General features: G+C 62.8%; 17 protein-coding genes. 13 read left to right on the top strand and 4 right to left on the bottom strand.

All coding sequences use genetic code 11. The annotated features are described in order from the left end of the window. Positions 1–9 precede the first annotated feature (9 nt). A complete protein-coding gene (locus AC5RUJ_RS03385) occupies positions 10–1,500 on the bottom strand; it encodes an ATP-binding cassette domain-containing protein (protein ID WP_494155602.1) in 1,491 nt (496 codons plus the stop codon). 208 nt (positions 1,501–1,708) lie between these two features. Between AC5RUJ_RS03385 and AC5RUJ_RS03380 the strand changes: the two genes are divergently transcribed. The 7 genes from AC5RUJ_RS03380 (at position 1,709) to AC5RUJ_RS03350 (ending at position 6,483) form a co-directional block, all read left to right on the top strand. After that, positions 1,709–2,935 carry a TadA family conjugal transfer-associated ATPase gene (locus AC5RUJ_RS03380; protein ID WP_494128492.1) on the top strand — a complete coding sequence of 409 codons (1,227 nt, stop codon included), beginning with the start codon at positions 1,709–1,711 and terminating at the stop codon, positions 2,933–2,935. Continuing rightward, on the top strand, positions 2,932–3,786 hold the full coding sequence (locus AC5RUJ_RS03375; protein ID WP_494128491.1) for a type II secretion system F family protein: 855 nt from the start codon (positions 2,932–2,934) through the stop codon (positions 3,784–3,786). Before AC5RUJ_RS03380 ends, AC5RUJ_RS03375 begins: the two co-directional genes overlap by 4 nt. Continuing rightward, complete coding sequence (locus AC5RUJ_RS03370) at positions 3,783–4,724, top strand: type II secretion system F family protein (RefSeq protein ID WP_494128490.1); 942 nt, start codon at positions 3,783–3,785, stop codon at positions 4,722–4,724. Before AC5RUJ_RS03375 ends, AC5RUJ_RS03370 begins: the two co-directional genes overlap by 4 nt. Positions 4,725–4,775: 51 nt before the next feature. Continuing rightward, positions 4,776–5,006 carry a hypothetical protein gene (locus AC5RUJ_RS03365; protein WP_494128489.1) on the top strand — a complete coding sequence of 77 codons (231 nt, stop codon included), beginning with the start codon at positions 4,776–4,778 and terminating at the stop codon, positions 5,004–5,006. 28 nt (positions 5,007–5,034) lie between these two features. Beyond that, on the top strand, positions 5,035–5,457 hold the full coding sequence (locus tag AC5RUJ_RS03360; protein ID WP_494128488.1) for a TadE family protein: 423 nt from the start codon (positions 5,035–5,037) through the stop codon (positions 5,455–5,457). A 76-nt stretch (positions 5,458–5,533) separates the two neighbouring features. Beyond that, positions 5,534–5,983: a hypothetical protein gene (locus AC5RUJ_RS03355; RefSeq protein ID WP_494128487.1), complete on the top strand. Its 450-nt coding sequence runs from the start codon at positions 5,534–5,536 to the stop codon at positions 5,981–5,983. Positions 5,984–6,069: 86 nt separating this feature from the next. Beyond that, a complete protein-coding gene (locus AC5RUJ_RS03350) occupies positions 6,070–6,483 on the top strand; it encodes a pilus assembly protein TadG-related protein (RefSeq protein WP_494128486.1) in 414 nt (137 codons plus the stop codon). 52 nt (positions 6,484–6,535) lie between these two features. On the opposite strand, the gene AC5RUJ_RS03345 is transcribed toward AC5RUJ_RS03350, so the two are convergent. Both AC5RUJ_RS03345 and AC5RUJ_RS03340 read right to left on the bottom strand, forming a co-directional pair. After that, a complete protein-coding gene (locus tag AC5RUJ_RS03345) occupies positions 6,536–7,141 on the bottom strand; it encodes a 6TM ABC transporter family protein (protein ID WP_494128485.1) in 606 nt (201 codons plus the stop codon). Between the two features lie 34 nt (positions 7,142–7,175). Continuing rightward, on the bottom strand, positions 7,176–7,514 hold the full coding sequence (locus AC5RUJ_RS03340) for an alpha/beta fold hydrolase (RefSeq protein WP_494128484.1): 339 nt from the start codon (positions 7,512–7,514) through the stop codon (positions 7,176–7,178). A 360-nt stretch (positions 7,515–7,874) separates the two neighbouring features. Here AC5RUJ_RS03340 and AC5RUJ_RS03335 point away from each other — a divergent pair, with 360 nt between their 5' ends. From AC5RUJ_RS03335 to AC5RUJ_RS03310, 6 genes are all read left to right on the top strand, one after another. Beyond that, positions 7,875–8,678, top strand: coding sequence for a fibronectin type III domain-containing protein (locus AC5RUJ_RS03335; RefSeq protein WP_494128483.1), 804 nt, complete (start codon positions 7,875–7,877; stop codon positions 8,676–8,678). Positions 8,679–8,877: 199 nt separating this feature from the next. Beyond that, complete coding sequence (locus tag AC5RUJ_RS03330; RefSeq protein ID WP_494128482.1) at positions 8,878–9,084, top strand: hypothetical protein; 207 nt, start codon at positions 8,878–8,880, stop codon at positions 9,082–9,084. Between the two features lie 10 nt (positions 9,085–9,094). After that, complete coding sequence (locus AC5RUJ_RS03325; protein WP_494128481.1) at positions 9,095–9,505, top strand: hypothetical protein; 411 nt, start codon at positions 9,095–9,097, stop codon at positions 9,503–9,505. A gap of 564 nt (positions 9,506–10,069) precedes the next feature. Continuing rightward, a complete protein-coding gene (locus AC5RUJ_RS03320) occupies positions 10,070–10,318 on the top strand; it encodes an HNH endonuclease (protein ID WP_494128480.1) in 249 nt (82 codons plus the stop codon). 470 nt (positions 10,319–10,788) lie between these two features. Continuing rightward, positions 10,789–13,359, top strand: a complete 2,571-nt coding sequence (locus AC5RUJ_RS03315; protein WP_494128479.1) for a CAP domain-containing protein — start codon at positions 10,789–10,791, stop codon at positions 13,357–13,359. A 49-nt stretch (positions 13,360–13,408) separates the two neighbouring features. Beyond that, the gene (locus AC5RUJ_RS03310) at positions 13,409–13,822 is read left to right on the top strand and encodes a hypothetical protein (RefSeq protein WP_494128478.1); all 414 of its coding nucleotides are present in this window, start codon (positions 13,409–13,411) and stop codon (positions 13,820–13,822) included. Between the two features lie 149 nt (positions 13,823–13,971). Here the strand turns inward: AC5RUJ_RS03310 and AC5RUJ_RS03305 are convergent. Beyond that, the coding region (locus tag AC5RUJ_RS03305; protein WP_494155601.1) for a S8 family peptidase at positions 13,972–15,280 on the bottom strand (1,309 nt) is incomplete at its 5' end.

Raw genomic sequence — 15,280 nt, 5'->3', positions numbered from 1 at the left:
GGTCCTCCGCTACCGGTTTACAGAGGAGCAAATCCGCGGATTGCTAGGCATGCGCTGGTGGGATTGGTCGGACGAGACTATCAGAGCAAGAGTCAACCGCAGCGCAACGGTCACGCGCTCGCGGTCCACGCGAGACTGGTCCCAGGCCAAGGCGACGTTCTGCGCGATCGAGGCATCAAAGAGCGAGACCTCCTGGGGCACGTAGCCGATGCGCCGCCGCCAGGAATCCAACACGAAATCCATCGGTTCGCCGCCCACCAGGATGCGCCCGCGGCTCGGTTCGAGCAGGCCCAGGAGCAGGTCCACCATTGTCGACTTGCCGGCGCCGGACGCACCGACGAAGGCCACGTGGCTGCCGGCCGGAATCCGGATGTTCACGTCGTGCAGGGCCGGCGCCGCGGTATCCGGGTAGCTGAAAGCGACGTCCTGCAGCTCGATGTCGGCGGCGTTGTCCGGCAGCTCGTGCTGCGGGCGCTCGTCGCGCAGCCGGGACATTTCCGCCTCGCCCTCGTGGATGTCCTCGACGATCTGCCGGGCGAAGGACGCGCTGGTATTCACGGAGGACTGCACGGCCTGCATGCGCGTCAGCGAGGGGATCAGGCGGAACCCGGCGACGGCGAACAGCCCGACGGCGCTGACCGCCCCGGCCGGTCCGCCGGTCAGGTAGCCCACGCCGCCCAGCAGCGCGAAGCCCAGGACCAGGGCGGTCTCCAGCACGTAGCGCGGGATCTGCGAGATCTGGATGGCGCCGGCACGCGCTATCGAGGACTTGGTGCGGGTGCCGTGCACCTGTTCCTGCACTTCGGGCCCGCGGCCGGCGAGGGTGATTTCCTTGAGCGCGCCCAGCGCCTCGTAGAGGGTCTTGGCGGTGCGGTTGGACCATTCCCGGTTCTCCCGCCCGATGGCCACGGCGCGCGGGGAGATCACCTTGGCCAGCAGCAGCGCCACCAGGCCCAGGTAGATCATCGTCACCACCGCGATCAGCGGCTGGGCCACGAACAGTACGACGACGACGGCCACCAGGGTGCCCAGCTCGCCGAACAGGCTCATCGCCGGCATCAGGACTCCCGAGACGGTGATCCCCACGCCCACGTCCACGGAGCGGACGATCTCGGCCGAGTTGCGGCCGAGCCGCTTCTCCCAGGGGGAGGCGAGGTAGGCGGCGAAGAGGCGGTCGCCGATGGCCACCTCGTGCCGCGCGAAGCGCTTGGTGGCGAAGCGCAGCAGCAGGACGGCCAGCACTCCCTTGAGCACGATCAGCAGGCAGATGAACGCGAGCAACGGCAGGGCCAGCCCGTTTTCGGCGACGTTGCCCACGAGGGGCAGCTCGGCGTCGGAGCTGCCCACGAGGGCCGGCAGGAGCGCTGCGATCAGCCCCAGCGCGACGACGTCCAGCAGGGCCAGCGCCGCCGACGCTGCGCCATAACCGGTCAGGAAACGCCGGCTGCCATCGGGCAGGGTGCGCAGCAGCGGCACAAGGACGTCGAGGATGCTTTTCATACTGCCCCTCAGCCTATTCCATCGCGCCCCTATCACCCGCGACGGCTACTGGCCAGTGGCGGATCGAAGATGGGACGGTTTTTCCACATTCGGGGTGCGGGGGCTGGCCGGTCCGAAGACCGGCCGCTAGGGTCGGTGGACACACCCGACCGCTAGTCTCAGCTTCGCGTGGCGGGGGTTGCGCCCGAACTCTGAGGGGGGAGAAGGGATGGAGGGACTCCGGATCGTCGAGGGGGAGGTCCGAGAGCTGATCCGCCAACGAGGTTTGGACCCTGTCCGCCAAGGTCCGGAGGTCCGGCGGCTGGTGGAAGCAGCGGTGACCGACTATGACGAACGGTCCTTGCTGGGATCTCTTCCGCCGCTCGGACCATTGGATGCCGCGCGCAAGCACGTTTTTGACGCCGTGGCCGGATTCGGACCGTTGCAACCGCTGCTGGACGACCGCTCGATCGAAGAAATCTGGATCAACTCTCCGTCCGAGGTCTATGTAGCCCGAGGCGGCGAATCTGAACTGACGTCCGTCTCGCTCACCCAGCAGCAGGTGGCGGACCTGGTGGAGCGGATGTTGAAGTCGTCCGGGCGCCGCCTGGACTTGTCATCGCCCTTCGTAGATGCGGCTCTTCCGGACGGATCGAGGCTGCATGTTGTCATTCCGGACATCACCCGCCGGCATTGGGCGGTCAACATCAGGAAGTTCATCGCCCGTGCTTCGCGGTTGGAGCACTTGGTGGAATTGGGCTCGCTAACGCCGGAAGCATCCCGGTTCCTGGGAGCGGCAGTCAGCAGCGGACTGAACATCCTCGTGTCAGGAGCAACGCAGGCGGGCAAAACCACCATGCTCAACTGTCTGGCTGCCGCTATCGGCAGCCGGGAGCGGGTGGTCACGGTGGAGGAGATTTTTGAACTGCAACTGCCCCTGCGCGACGTCGTGGGGCTGCAGTGCCGGCAACCGAATCTTGAAGGGGAGGGCGCCATACCGCTGCGGCGGCTGGTCAAGGAGGCACTGCGCATGAGGCCCGACCGGCTAATCGTCGGTGAGGTCCGGGAAGCCGAAAGCCTTGACATGCTCGTGGCGCTCAACAGCGGGTTACCGGGGATGTGCACAGTCCATGCCAACAGCGCGCACGATGCCATCACTAAGATTTGCACCCTGCCGCTGCTGGCCGGGCAGAACATCTCGTCCGCCTTCGTGGTTCCTACTGTGGCATCGTGCATTGACCTTGTGGTCCATTGCGTCCGCCGGCCAGACGGCAGGAGACAGGTCGCGGAGATAGTTTCGCTGGGCGGGCGGGTGGAGAACGGGATTATCGAAACGTCCACGTTGTTCAGCCGCCAAGACGGCCAGCTTGAGGTGAGTCCTTCTGCCAGCCCCGCGGATGAGAAGTTCGCGCGCGCGGGATATGAAGTCATGCAGCTGTTGGAATCGGTGCCGTGACGACGGCGGCGGGGCTCCTTGGCGGCGTGGGGCTCTTTTTGATTTGGTGGTCCTGCTGGGAAAAACCGCCCCCGCAAGTGCGGCGGACTCGGCCGGGCCGACTCCAGCGGATGATCAGCCAGGCAGGCATCGAGAGGGTATCGCCGACTGCGCTTATATCCAGCTGCGTGGCAATGGCAGCTGCGACTTTCCTGATGGTGTTTGCACTCGCAGCGTCCGGTCCCATCGCAGCCTGTTTCGGCTTGTTCGGGGGATGGCTCCCGTTCGCCCTGGTGAGTTGGAGGGCTCGCCGCCGCGCTGCCGTCTTGCGCGAAATCTGGCCGGACGCCGTCGACCACCTCCGGTCGGCCATCCGGGCAGGACTCTCGCTGCCCGAGGCGCTGGTGCAGTTGGGAACGCGAGGTCCGGTGGAGCTGCGGCCAGCCTTCAGCGAATTTGCTTCCGACTACCGAGCGGGCGGGAATTTCGACGACGCGCTGGAGCGGCTCAAAACAAGGCTGTCCGATCCGGTGGCCGACCGCATCGTGGAGGCCCTGCGCTTGACTCGTGAGGTCGGCGGTACCGACTTGGGCAGGTTGCTCGGGACGCTGGCGGATTTCCTCCGCGACAGCGCTCGGACCCGCAGTGAACTGGAGGCCCGCCAATCCTGGACTGTCAACGCCGCCCGGCTCGCTGTTGCCGCGCCTTGGATCATCTTGATGCTGTTGGCTACCAGGCCGGAAGCTGTGGCTGCCTACAACACGACCGCAGGGGCGGCCGTCCTGCTGGGCGGGCTCGTGGTGTCGATCGTGTGTTATCGACTGATGCTGCGCATTGGGTCGCTCCCCGAAGAGGAGCGGGTGCTCCGGTGAATCACACAGCTGCAACGACGGCGTTATTGGGCATCACGTTGGGTCTCGGCCTCTGGCTGACGGTCGTCCGGCTGCCGTTCTTACGCCGCAGGCGTTTCGCGGACCGGATCGCCCCGCAGTTGAAGTCGATCGAGATGAAGTCGCGGCTGCTCGACGGCGGACAGGGAAACTTCACCCCGTTTGGCCCCCTGGAACGGATTTTTCGCCCGGTGCTCCGTGACTCGGTCACCTGGCTTGGAAAGTTCAATTTCGGTTCCACCTTGTTGTCCAAGCGGTTGCTGCAGGCCGGACGCAGACAGGGAACCGTCGATTTCCGTGCTGAACAATTGCTGTGGGCGGCGGCGGGTTTCGTCATCGGCGTTGCGTGGACGATTACCTCGGCGGCAGGAAATTCGCTGGACCCGGTACTTGCGGTGATTGTCACCCTGGGCCTGGCTATGGGCGGGTTCATGATGCGGGATTACCTTCTGAGTGTCCAAATTCGACGCCGTGAGGAAAAGATGCTGGCGGAATTTCCCAGCCTGGCGGAGTTGATGGCACTTGCGGTCAGCGCTGGAGAGAGCGCTACGGGAGCACTCGAGAGGATCTGCCGCAGCGCCCAGGGCGAACTCGCCGGCGAATTTGCGGTGGTGCTCGCACAAACGCGATCCGGTATGCCGATGTTGACGGCCTTGCAGGACTTTTCACACCGCACCCGCTTGCCAGCGCTGGTGCGGTTCGTTGACGGAATCACCGTGGCCGTCGAGCGCGGAACTCCGCTGGCGGACGTCCTGCGGGCGCAGGCCCAGGACGTGCGCGACATGGCGAAGCGGAACCTGATGGAGTCGGCCGGAAAGAAGGAAATCGGCATGATGGTGCCGCTGGTTTTCGGGGTCTTGCCGCTGACCGTGCTGTTCGCCGTGTATCCGGGCCTGGCGCTGATCAATCTCGGCTGGTGAAGTCGACCGATGGAAATTCTCACTGGGGGTAAAAGGGGAAGGATCTACGAAATGACGAAACTCTTGCTCATGTTCACTGTCACGCTTTCGCTGGTGTGGAGCGGAAGTCTGGATCGATTACGTCGTGCGACGCAGGCCGAAGATGGCGAACGCGGAGATGTGCCGGGGTGGGTGATGATCACTTTGATGTCGGCCGTGCTGGTGGCAGGCATCCTGGCCCTGGCCAAGCCGGCTTTGGAAGGACTGTTCAACGACGCCATTGGCCGCGTGACCCAGCCCTGACATGGGATCGAGCTACAGTGCCCGCGGAATGCGGCCGTCCACCGTTGCCAGCGTCGGCAGCGGTTCCAGTCAGGGCCAGGACGGTTCTGACCGAGGCTCCGCAAGCGTGGACTTCGTGTTGGTGGGCGGTGTCCTCACCCTGATATTCGTGTCGATCATGCAGTTGAGCCTGGTCCTGCACGTGCGCAACACGCTGATCGACGCCGCGGGGTCGGGTGCACGTTACGGAACCTTGGCCGATCGAGGCGCCGCCGACGCGCACGAAAGGACGGCTGACCTGATCTCGGCTTCGCTAACCGACACTTACGGCCAAGACGTCCACGTTCAAGAGATCGTCCGGTCCGGCGTCCCCACGCTACGGGTCACGGTGCGGGCTCCACTGCCTGCGTTCGGACTGATCGGTCCCCAAGGCGCGCTGGAGGTCCACGGTCATGCGGCTTTTCCGCGCTGACGGGGCACCGCACGGGGCGCCGGGTTCAGGGGTCGCGGCCGCCGGACTGGTTCCGAAAACCCGTCAAAGGAACCCGGTGACTGGCCTGCGACAGCGACTGACGGATTGCCTGCAGGGAGAGAAACAGGAACGGGGGAGCGCCGTCGTCGAATTCGTCTTTCTGGGCACGCTGCTCCTGATTCCGGTGGTCTATTTCGTCCTCGCGGTCTCACAGGTGCAGGCCGCGTCGTTCGCCGTCGTGAACGCCGCGGATCAAGCGGCGAAAGTGTATGCGGGGTCGGAAGAGGCCGCGGCTGCCGGCCAGGCCGCGCAGCAGGCGGCGCTCTTGGCTGCCGCAGATTTCGGTTTTGGGCCGGAGCGTATGGATATCAGCATTAGCTGTGGCAATGGAGCGTGCTTGGAAGCGGGCTCTTGGGTCACCACGGAAGTCGTGATTTCGATCCCGCTGCCGTTGCTGGATGGGACGGGCCTCAGCATGGCTAGCGTGAGCTCCTCAGCGACCCAAATAGTGGAACGGTACCGATGATGTCCGGCAGACCTTCAGGCGCCCGGACTGCCCGTTGCATTAACGGCGCAGGAATCCGAAGGGCCGGAACCGCTGATCAGGGGCAGGTGTTGGTTCTGCTCATCGGCTTTGTGTTGCTGAGCCTATTGATCCTGACCGTGGTGATGGGTGCCTCCGCCGTGTATGTCGAGCGGAAGAAGCTGCTGTCCGTTGCGGACGGGGCCGCGTTGGCTGCCGCGGACACTTTCGCCTTGGCCGACGTCGAGACCGGTTCCGGGACGCCCGTGCCAACGCTGGACGACGGGTCCGTAAGGGGCTCCGTCTCGCGGTACTTGTCCGACACGGGTGCTTACGGGAGGTTTGACCAGCTAGCCTTAGGCGGCGACACCGGCTCCCCGGAACAGCGCACGGCTCACGTGGTGCTGAGCGCCGTCGTCCGGCCGCCGGTGGTCAACTTCCTCGTTCCGGCAGGCATACCGATCACCGTTTCCAGCGACGCCCGCTCGGAACTCAGACGCTGAAGGCGACGGGGAAGGCGCCCCGGTCGGGTATTGCGTTGAGCGAGCCCAGGGCTTAGTAGAGGGTCTTTGCGCGGCCGTTGAACCATTCCCGGTTTTCCCGGCCGATCGCCACGGCACGCGGGGAGATCACCTTCGCCAGCAGCAGCACCACCAGGCCCAGATAGATCATCGTCACCACCGCGATCAGCGGCTGGGCCACGAACAGCACGACGACGACCGCCACCAGGGTGCCCAGCTCGCCGAACAGGCTCATCGCCGGCATCAGGACACCCGAAACGGTGATCCCCACGCCCACGTCCACGGAGCGGACGATCTCGGCCGAGTTGCGGCCGACCCGCTTCTCCCACGGGGAGGCGAGGTAGGCGGCGAAGAGGCGGTCGCCGATGGCCACCTCGTGCCGGGCGAAGCGCTTGGTGGCGAAGCGCAGCAGCAGGACGGCCAGCACTCCCTTGAGCACGATCAGCAGGCAGATAAAGGCCAGCAACGGCAGGGCCAGACCGTTTTCGGCGACGTTTCCCACGAGGGGCAGTTCGGCGTCGGAGCTGCCCACGAGGGCCGGCAGGAGCGCGGCGATCAGTCCCAGGGCGACGACGTCCAGCAGGGCCAGTGCGGCCGACGCTGCGCCGTAGCCGGTCAGGAAACGCCTCGAGCGTTCCAAGCGGCTTCGGCAAATGTCCGGCGCTGCCGTGCAGTTACCGGAGCGCCTCCTGGGATAGTTGTTGCAGGACCGTTTCGGCGGAGGCATCAAGCACGGAAATGTGTCCGCCGCTTTCTACCGGATGCAGTCGGGCGGAGGGCAGTTGCTCTGCGAGCCAGCGGGCCGCCGCCACCGGAACATTCAGGTCCAGCGTCCCGTGCCAGATGAACGCCGGGACGCCAGGGCTGTCGAGGATGAAGTTCCAAGGCGAGGCAGCGTGCCTCATGTCATCGCGTACCCCGCCCGTGCCCTGCCGCATGGCGTCCGCGAGGAAGGCGGCGAACCGCGGCGCGGCTTCGGACCGGGCTGCGACCGCCTGGTCCGCCTCAGGCATGCTCTTTCCTGAGGCCGCGATCATTTTCTCCGGGGCGGGAGATCGCAGGCGTTGTCCCCAAACACTACGAGATCACCGCCCATGAGTATTTAGGCGAAGTGGAGAAGGTCGAACTGCCATATAAGCGCATCGCTTACGAGGTCCCGATGACTTGGACATCTACCCATGACATGGGGAGAATCGACCACCACTGAGAGGGGTGCAGTGGGTACGAGCTGCAAGACCGAGTGAGATGCGGCGGAACTAGTTGTCGTCCTAAATTGATACAAAGTGTGCGACAAAATTCCGTTGGTGTGGCAGACTTCCCCGAAGCAGATTCATCAAGGCATCGGGGGCAATATGCGGAGCATTATGCGAACAGTGACGACTCTACTGGCCGCATCGCTTCTCTTCTGCGGGAACGCAGTGATGGCTCCATCGGCACACGCGGCAAGGGAATGCTACGTTGCAGCCAACGGTGCAGAAGCATGCTTCGACTTTCAAGACGATGGTCCCGGCGATGACGGAGGTGTTTTCGTAGTCAATCCGGGATCGGATATTGACACGGAACCCGCCCCAGCTCCCGGTCCTAAGCTGTCCGTCAGCAAGCCCTCCTCATTGAAGGCATCCACCACCTCCAACGCATTGAACGTCATGTGGAAGCGCCCTGCCGTCACCGGAAAGCTGGTCAACTACACCGTCACGCTGAAGCAGGGCACTAAGACGGTCAAGGCAGTCACGACCACCTCAACCCAAGCCAGCTTCACCAAGCTCAGGGAGCGGACTACCTACCGCGTCTACGTAAGGGCTAATGCCGTCTCCACCAACGGCAAGACCAAGGCGAGCTCGACATCTTCGACAGTCACGAAGACCAAGCTCAGTGCCGCCTCCACAGTCAGGGTCAGCAAGCCCTCCTCTCTCAAGGCATCCACTGCCCGCAGCTCTCTCACTGCAACATGGAAGAAGCCCTCCTACACTGGGAAGCTCACTGGCTACACGGTCATCGTGAAGCAGGGCAGCAAGACAATCAAGACCTTCCATGTGACTGGAACAAAGAAGACCATCAAGGGACTAAAGCAGAACACCTCATACACAGTGCACGTACGAGCCAACGCCGAGTCCAGCAACGGTAAGTACATAACGTCCTCTGCCCACGTGCTGAAGTCAGTTACGACGAAGCGGTAGGTACACGTACAGGACTACAGCCCATAAACAACAGGAAGCCCCGACCGTCTCCTATATAGGGAACAGAAGGGGCTTCTACGTACATACAGTGAAAAGTTGGGGGCAGAGTGAAAGCATTGACAGCAGCGCTAGGGACTGCACTAATCCTCGTTGGCGGCCTGCTGGCTGCGGGATCGGCACAGGCTGCAACGCAGCGAACGTGCGTCGCGTTCAGCAACGGTGCCGCCACTGCGAAGAAGTCCGTCAAGTAGGTGGCGAAGAAGAAGTCCGTGGGCAAGAAGGCATCGAACAAAAAGCCAGCCGCCAAAAAGGTCACCATGAAGAAGTCATCGGTGAAGGTACCTGCCAAGAAGAAGGTTGTGAAGAAGAACTCGACGAAGCAGGCGTAACACCGCCGCTCGAATAACCTTTTCACCATGAGTCTCAAGTCCGTGGCGCGCGCAACAATGATGGCAGCAGTTCTACTGGCGACAGTTAGCGCCTGTGCAGGCGAGACGGAGAACCCGTACGCCTATACGCCCACGCCGAAACCCGTGGTACGAGTGGAGGCAACTCTCGCTGCCAGCGTGAAAGAGAAGTGCGTCCAGCATCTGGAAGCAGTGGCACGAAACGCAGCTAGGGAGATCGCGGGTGTTGCCCCTAAGTATTACGAAATCAGCTCCACAGAGTTCATTGGCGCAGTGGAGAAGATCGAGCTCCCGTACGACCGCATTGCCTACGAAGCCCCGCTGAGTTGGACATTGACGCACGACACGGGGGAGCAGCTCACTACCACCGAGACCTGCCGCTGGTACGAGCTCCAAGACCGTGTAGAGATGCGGGGCTAAAGCTCCAGAAACGACTGAAAGCCGCTTAGAGACCAATACGGTTCCAGAGCGTGGATCTTGTTGCTTGCCTTAGCAGAGACTCGTCTGAGCAGCCCCTCCTCTTAGCGTCGGCGCAGACCGGCATCTCCATCAGGTCCTCCTGCGAACACCGCGTGAGGAGCATCAACTCGTCCTCCAGGTCGGCCTTAGTCATGCCAATGGCACCCGCTCTTCTTTGCCAGCCGAGCTTCATGCAGTAGCGGTCCGCGCTCAACGCGGTTCCACCCAGCATCCGTTGCGTCAGCGAGCCTCCAGTGGCAAGAACTGTCGGTGCCGTGAGGCATCATTGGTGAGGCACACTTGTGGCGTACTGCCCTAGCTACACGAAGTGCTGCGCGACTTTCTTTCCGACCCCGGCCGAATGCGGGCGGCGGCCCGCGCGATTAGGGAGGAGCTCAACGGGGCGAAACCCGGCCAGCGGACCTCGAAGGATTTGAGGACGAAGCAGGGGAGGGTCGGGTCCTGTTCGCCCGCAACTTGCGGCGGGAGCGCAGCAGCAAGCTCCGTGCGCGAAAGATTGAGGAAGTGAAGCGCGTTGGACGGGCTATCGCCTGCGATGTGTGCTCCTTCGACTTCAAAGCAACTTATGGGCCGCGCGGGCAGGACTTTATCGAAATCCACCACATCCTTCCGTTGCATGTATCCGGGGAGGTGCGGACGAGGCTGGCCGATCTGGCGCTGTTGTGTTCGAACTGTCATCGAATGATCCACCGTGGCAGGCCGTGGCTGACTCCGGCACAGCTACTTGAGCTTGTGGAGGCCAAACGGAGTTAGACACCGACCAGTGGCCTTCGACTGTCCTAGCAGGAAATTGAGGCTTCGACCGCGCACCGCCGGGACACGGACGCTGATCCCCTCCGTGGCCTTACCTATCTACAGCAGACCGCTCCGCAATTTAATGACCGTTCCCCCATAGTGCATCTTGATGAACCTTCCGAGAACATGGAGGCCGTTCACCCGCTGATGAGGGAGTCCGAAGATTATCGGAGCATCACCTAGGGCACGCGCCGCCCATTGCTGATCTGCCGGACGACGAGGATGGGCAGTTTAGTCTCGCGCCTAGCAATCGACTCACCTTTTAGATGTTTACCGGAACGCTTGCCGATATTAAACCGATCGATGTGGCGACGTGGACCGGCCGCGTTCATATTCTCTTACGTGCTAACAGCGCCCGATAAATAGCCGATATGTGTTCCTAGGCGGATGAATTCTTCGCTCTGACAGACTAGTTAGAAGGAACAGAGATGAAGACCAGACGACCATTAGGAGCCCTTGCCATCGCATCGGCGATCGCGCTCGGCGCAGTGACCGCCACCGCCAATGGTGCCACCGCCGTCACCCTCATGGTGCCCACTTTCTACAGCGGCGCCAATGCGGCCATTGTTGAAGACGAGGCGAGCCAGCGTGCGAACATCACCGCAATTTTCCGTTTGCTGAATGAGTTTCGTGCCGCTAAGGGTCTGGAACCCGTTACCTACAACGTCTACGTTGCCCAGATGGCTCAGGGCTGGACCGATCACATGGCTGGCAATGATATTTTCCAGCACAACAAAACCAACGAATACGTGGATCAGATTGATCGGGGATTCCACAGCTGGACCGGTGTCGGAGAAATCATCGCTGCCCGCTGGGACCGCAACCCCACTGCCATTTTCCAGCAGTGGGTCGACTCGCCCAGCCACAACGCGGTCATGAGCAACCCCGACCTGAACACGGTCGGCATCGGCCTGTCCTTCACGAACAACGAGGACCCGCGAGCCAATGAAAACCGGTTCACGATGTACTCGACCATCAACTTCTTCCACCAGCCGTTCTGGATGCCGGAAACCTACGTCGATGCCGAAGAGGCGCTCAACGGCGGCACCGCCATCCCCGAACCGGTCATGGTCGAAGTGGCCCCGCAGGCACCCGTATTCAACCGGGAAACCGGCACGTACACAATTCCTGAGGTGGAGGGCGTCAACTACACCGTCAACCACGGCCTCGTCGCACCGGGCACCTACCCGGGCAACAGCGCCAACGTGATCATCCGAGCCACTTCCATGAGCGGGTACAAGATCACCGGCGCAGCCGAGTGGGAGTTCAACTTCACTCCGCAGGAAGTTAGTCCCACCGCCCCGTCCTTCGACCCGGAAACCAACGCCTACACCATCCCCATCGTTGAAGGTGTAAGGTACTCGGTCAACGGCACCGTAACGGCTCCGGGCACCTACCCGAGCACCAAGGCGCAGATCAGCATCACCGCTGCCGCTAAGGCAGGATATGTCCTCAACGGCACCGCCTCATGGACCCGCGACCTGTCCCTAACCAAGGTGACCCCTTCCGCGCCGTACATCGGCAACGTGGGGCGCTCGTACAACATCCCGGGCACCTACGGCGTCACCTATCTGGTCAACGGCGTGCCGACCCCCGTGGGCACCTACACCGAAGCCAAAATCATAAGCATCAAGGCTATCTCCTCAAACCCCCACCTGTATGAGATTCAGGGCGCTTCTGAATGGAAGTTTGACTTCTCTCCAGTGGAAGTGGCTGCCCCGGTGCCGGTCTTCAACAGCGCCAACGGCACCTTCGAGCTTCCGGTAGCCACCGGAGTCGAGTACTTCGTAAACCACAGCAAACTGCCATACGAGCCGGGAACCCATACGGCCGGGAAATTTCTGGTCAAGATAGTCGCCAAACCTGCATACGGCTATGCCCTGACCGGCACAACAGAGTGGGCTTTCGACTTCTCTGAAACTGAGGCAGTCCCTGAACTAATCAAGGTAACCCCGGCAGCCCCAGTTTTCACGAAGAGCACCGGCAGGTACACGGTCCCCGATACCGCTGGCGTGGTCTACTCCGTCAACGGGGCAGTCAAGGCAGCCGGTACCTACTCAAGCACCGGCAAGGTCACCATCACGGCAGCCGCAGCCAAAGGCCATGTCCTGAACGGGAGCGCTTCGTGGAGCTTCGACTTCACTCCTTCCCCCGTCACCGCGAAGGCACCTGTCTTCGACCATGTCGTTAACCAGTACACCATCCCCGCTGTCACCGGCGTGACCTACTACGTCAACGGGAAGCCTGTGAAAGCTGGCACTCACAGCGGCGGCTGGGTTGCCGTCGCTGTCACGGCAGAGGCAGACACCGGCTATAGCCTGTCGGGCTCCGCTGCCTCGTGGAAGTTCGATTTTTCCCGGATTAAGGTCACACCGGCCGCCCCGGTCTTCACCAAGACCACCGGCAAGTACACCGTTCCCAGCCGGATCGGCGTTGTCTATCTGGTCAACGGCAAGGCAGTGAGAGCTGGCGCATACAGCGGCGGTACCAGCCGCGTCACCGTCACCGCGAAGGCCGTTTCCGACCGGTATGCACTGACTGGTATTGCATCGTGGCAGTACAACTTCGCACCGACTGCCGTGACAGCGACCAAGCCAGTGTTCCATCCTAACGGTAAGTACACGATTCCTTCGAAGACCGGCATCGCATACTACGCGAACGGCGCCCTGAAAAGGGCCGGAACCTACGGCGCTGGCAGCAAGCACACGACCATCACCGTAAAGGCGACCACCGGCTACAAGGTGTCGGGGGTCGCGAAGTGGGTCTATGACTTTCGCAAGAAGGTTGTCACTTCCTCTCCGCAGTTCTACAAGACCACCGCAGGAAAGTACACGATTCCGAAGAAAACGGGGATTACCTACAAGGTCAACGGACAAATCGCCAAGGCTGGCATGCACAACGCCAAGAACAGGATTATCAGGGTCACGGCGCACGCCGCGTCATCCAACTACAGGCTATCGGGCAAGACTTCGTGGTCCTATGATTTCCGCAAGCGCTGACCCCCGGCGGCCATTTTTGTTGCGCATGCGCGGGTAGACCCTTACAGATTTGCTCGATATTCAGCGATCCAAGCTGTGGCACCGCCTGTTTTTGCGACGTCAAGCTTTCTTCGGAAACAAGCTAAACAAGCGGACAGAGCACCAGCAGTGGCTGCGCAACGAGAAGCGGCGGGTTTTTAGCGAGACAGTTGCGGAGTTCCTGCGGCTCAGACAGGAAGTACAGACGGCGTGGCGCCCCGACTGCAGCGGGACGCCAGCAGAGGCTTTGGAGAAAGTCTCACCTTGGGGCGGGGCGGAACTGGAATTGGTGGCGCCGACATTCGTCAACTTAGCCCGCGGTGTCCGTTCCAGACTGCGCAGCACGCTGAGTGCGGTCGTTAGGCCGCCGGTGGTAAACTTCCTGATTCCGGCGGGTATACCGGTTACCGTCTCCAGCGACGCGCGCTCGGAACTCAGACGCTGACCCCGACGCTGGCAGACGTGACTATAAAATGCATCGGGGCTGCCGTCAGCCGCGAGTACGCGGCCGGACCCTGGACGGAGCGGGCTCCTGTTTTTGCCCGTTTAAGTGCCAGTCCTCGGCGGCTAACTGGCACATCCGCTGCTTGTTCCCTAGAAGGGCGTCGCGGTGGCCAGGTAACCGTAGTAGCGGCCCGGGACCGGTCGCAGGGGATCACCGATAAACCCATACTGGGGATTCTCTTGGTTGTACTCCGCGGCCGCTGCGCGGAATTGCTCTATCACGGCCGTCCCATCGCCATGGCAGACTCCGCTCTCCAGGCACCGAGCCACCGAACCGGCGACGATCGGACTGGAGAAGCTGGTGCCGTGTGAGTTCGCGTACCGGTCGCCCGGCACCGTAGAGGTCATGCACACGCCGGGAGCGGCGACGGTGTGCTCCTTGTCGGCACGCTGCGTGGCGAAATTGGAGAAGAGGGCGAACTCGTCGTCGGGGGTGGGAAAAGGGTATCCGCTGCAGCTCGCTGTTGCCGTACCGCCGGGGCGGCCGTCGAAGTCAGCCATGGCGGTGGCGGTGAGCACCTCGTCATACGCGGCCGGAACAGTGTTCGAGAAGTCCGCGGTCTCGTTGCCGGCGGCGACCGTCCAGACCACCCCCTGCTCGGCGCCTTGGCAAATCATCTGGTGCAGGGGATCGACCCCGTTGCCGCAGGTTCCCTGCTCTTGGCCGGGGCTGCCGATGCTGATGTTCGCCACCCTGATGTCGTTGCCCGGGTCCTCGTCCGTGTGAGTGGAGACCACCCAGTCGGCGCCGCAGAGTAGGGCACTTTCTGTGATGGTGCCGTCGTCTGCGATAACCCGGACGGACCACAGCGGGGCGCCGCTCGCGGTGCCGATGATCCCGGCGTTGTTGTTCTTCGCGCCAAGGATCCCGGCGACCATGGTTCCGTGCCCGAACAGGTCGACGGGAGCTACCTCGACCGGAGTGCCGGACGAGCAGTCCACCCCGCCGCGCACGTTCAAGTCCGGATGGGTGCTGTCGATACCGGTGTCGATCACGGCGGCGTTGACCGTAATTTGCCGACCGTCCTCGGCCGCCTCCTCTGTTGTGCCGCCGACCCGCAACCACCCGGGCGGGAGGAATTCGGCGCCGCTGGTTCCGTTATTCGCGCCGCCCACGTTTTCCGGCAACGCGAACTCCCGCTCGGGCGCAACGTATTTAACGGCCGGGTCGGCGGCGAGCTGCTGCGCCTCCGATGCCGTCATGGTGCCGGAGTATCCCTTCAGCGCGTGTTCGTAGGTGTTGGACCGCGTAAACCCGTACTTCTCCCCGTGGGCCGTGGCGGTGGAATCGACATTCCCGATGCTGTCCTTGAGGACGACCGTGTAGCCGTGTTCTTCTCCCGCGGCGGCGGCGCCCGCGACGGCGGCCCCAGCGGCAGCAGGTTCGGCGGCGGCTGGT

It is taken from the genome of Arthrobacter sp. Y3223164 (assembly GCF_059091005.1).
The sequence above is the reverse complement of the archived record's forward strand: the minus strand, read 5'-3'. Positions and strand labels throughout refer to the sequence as shown.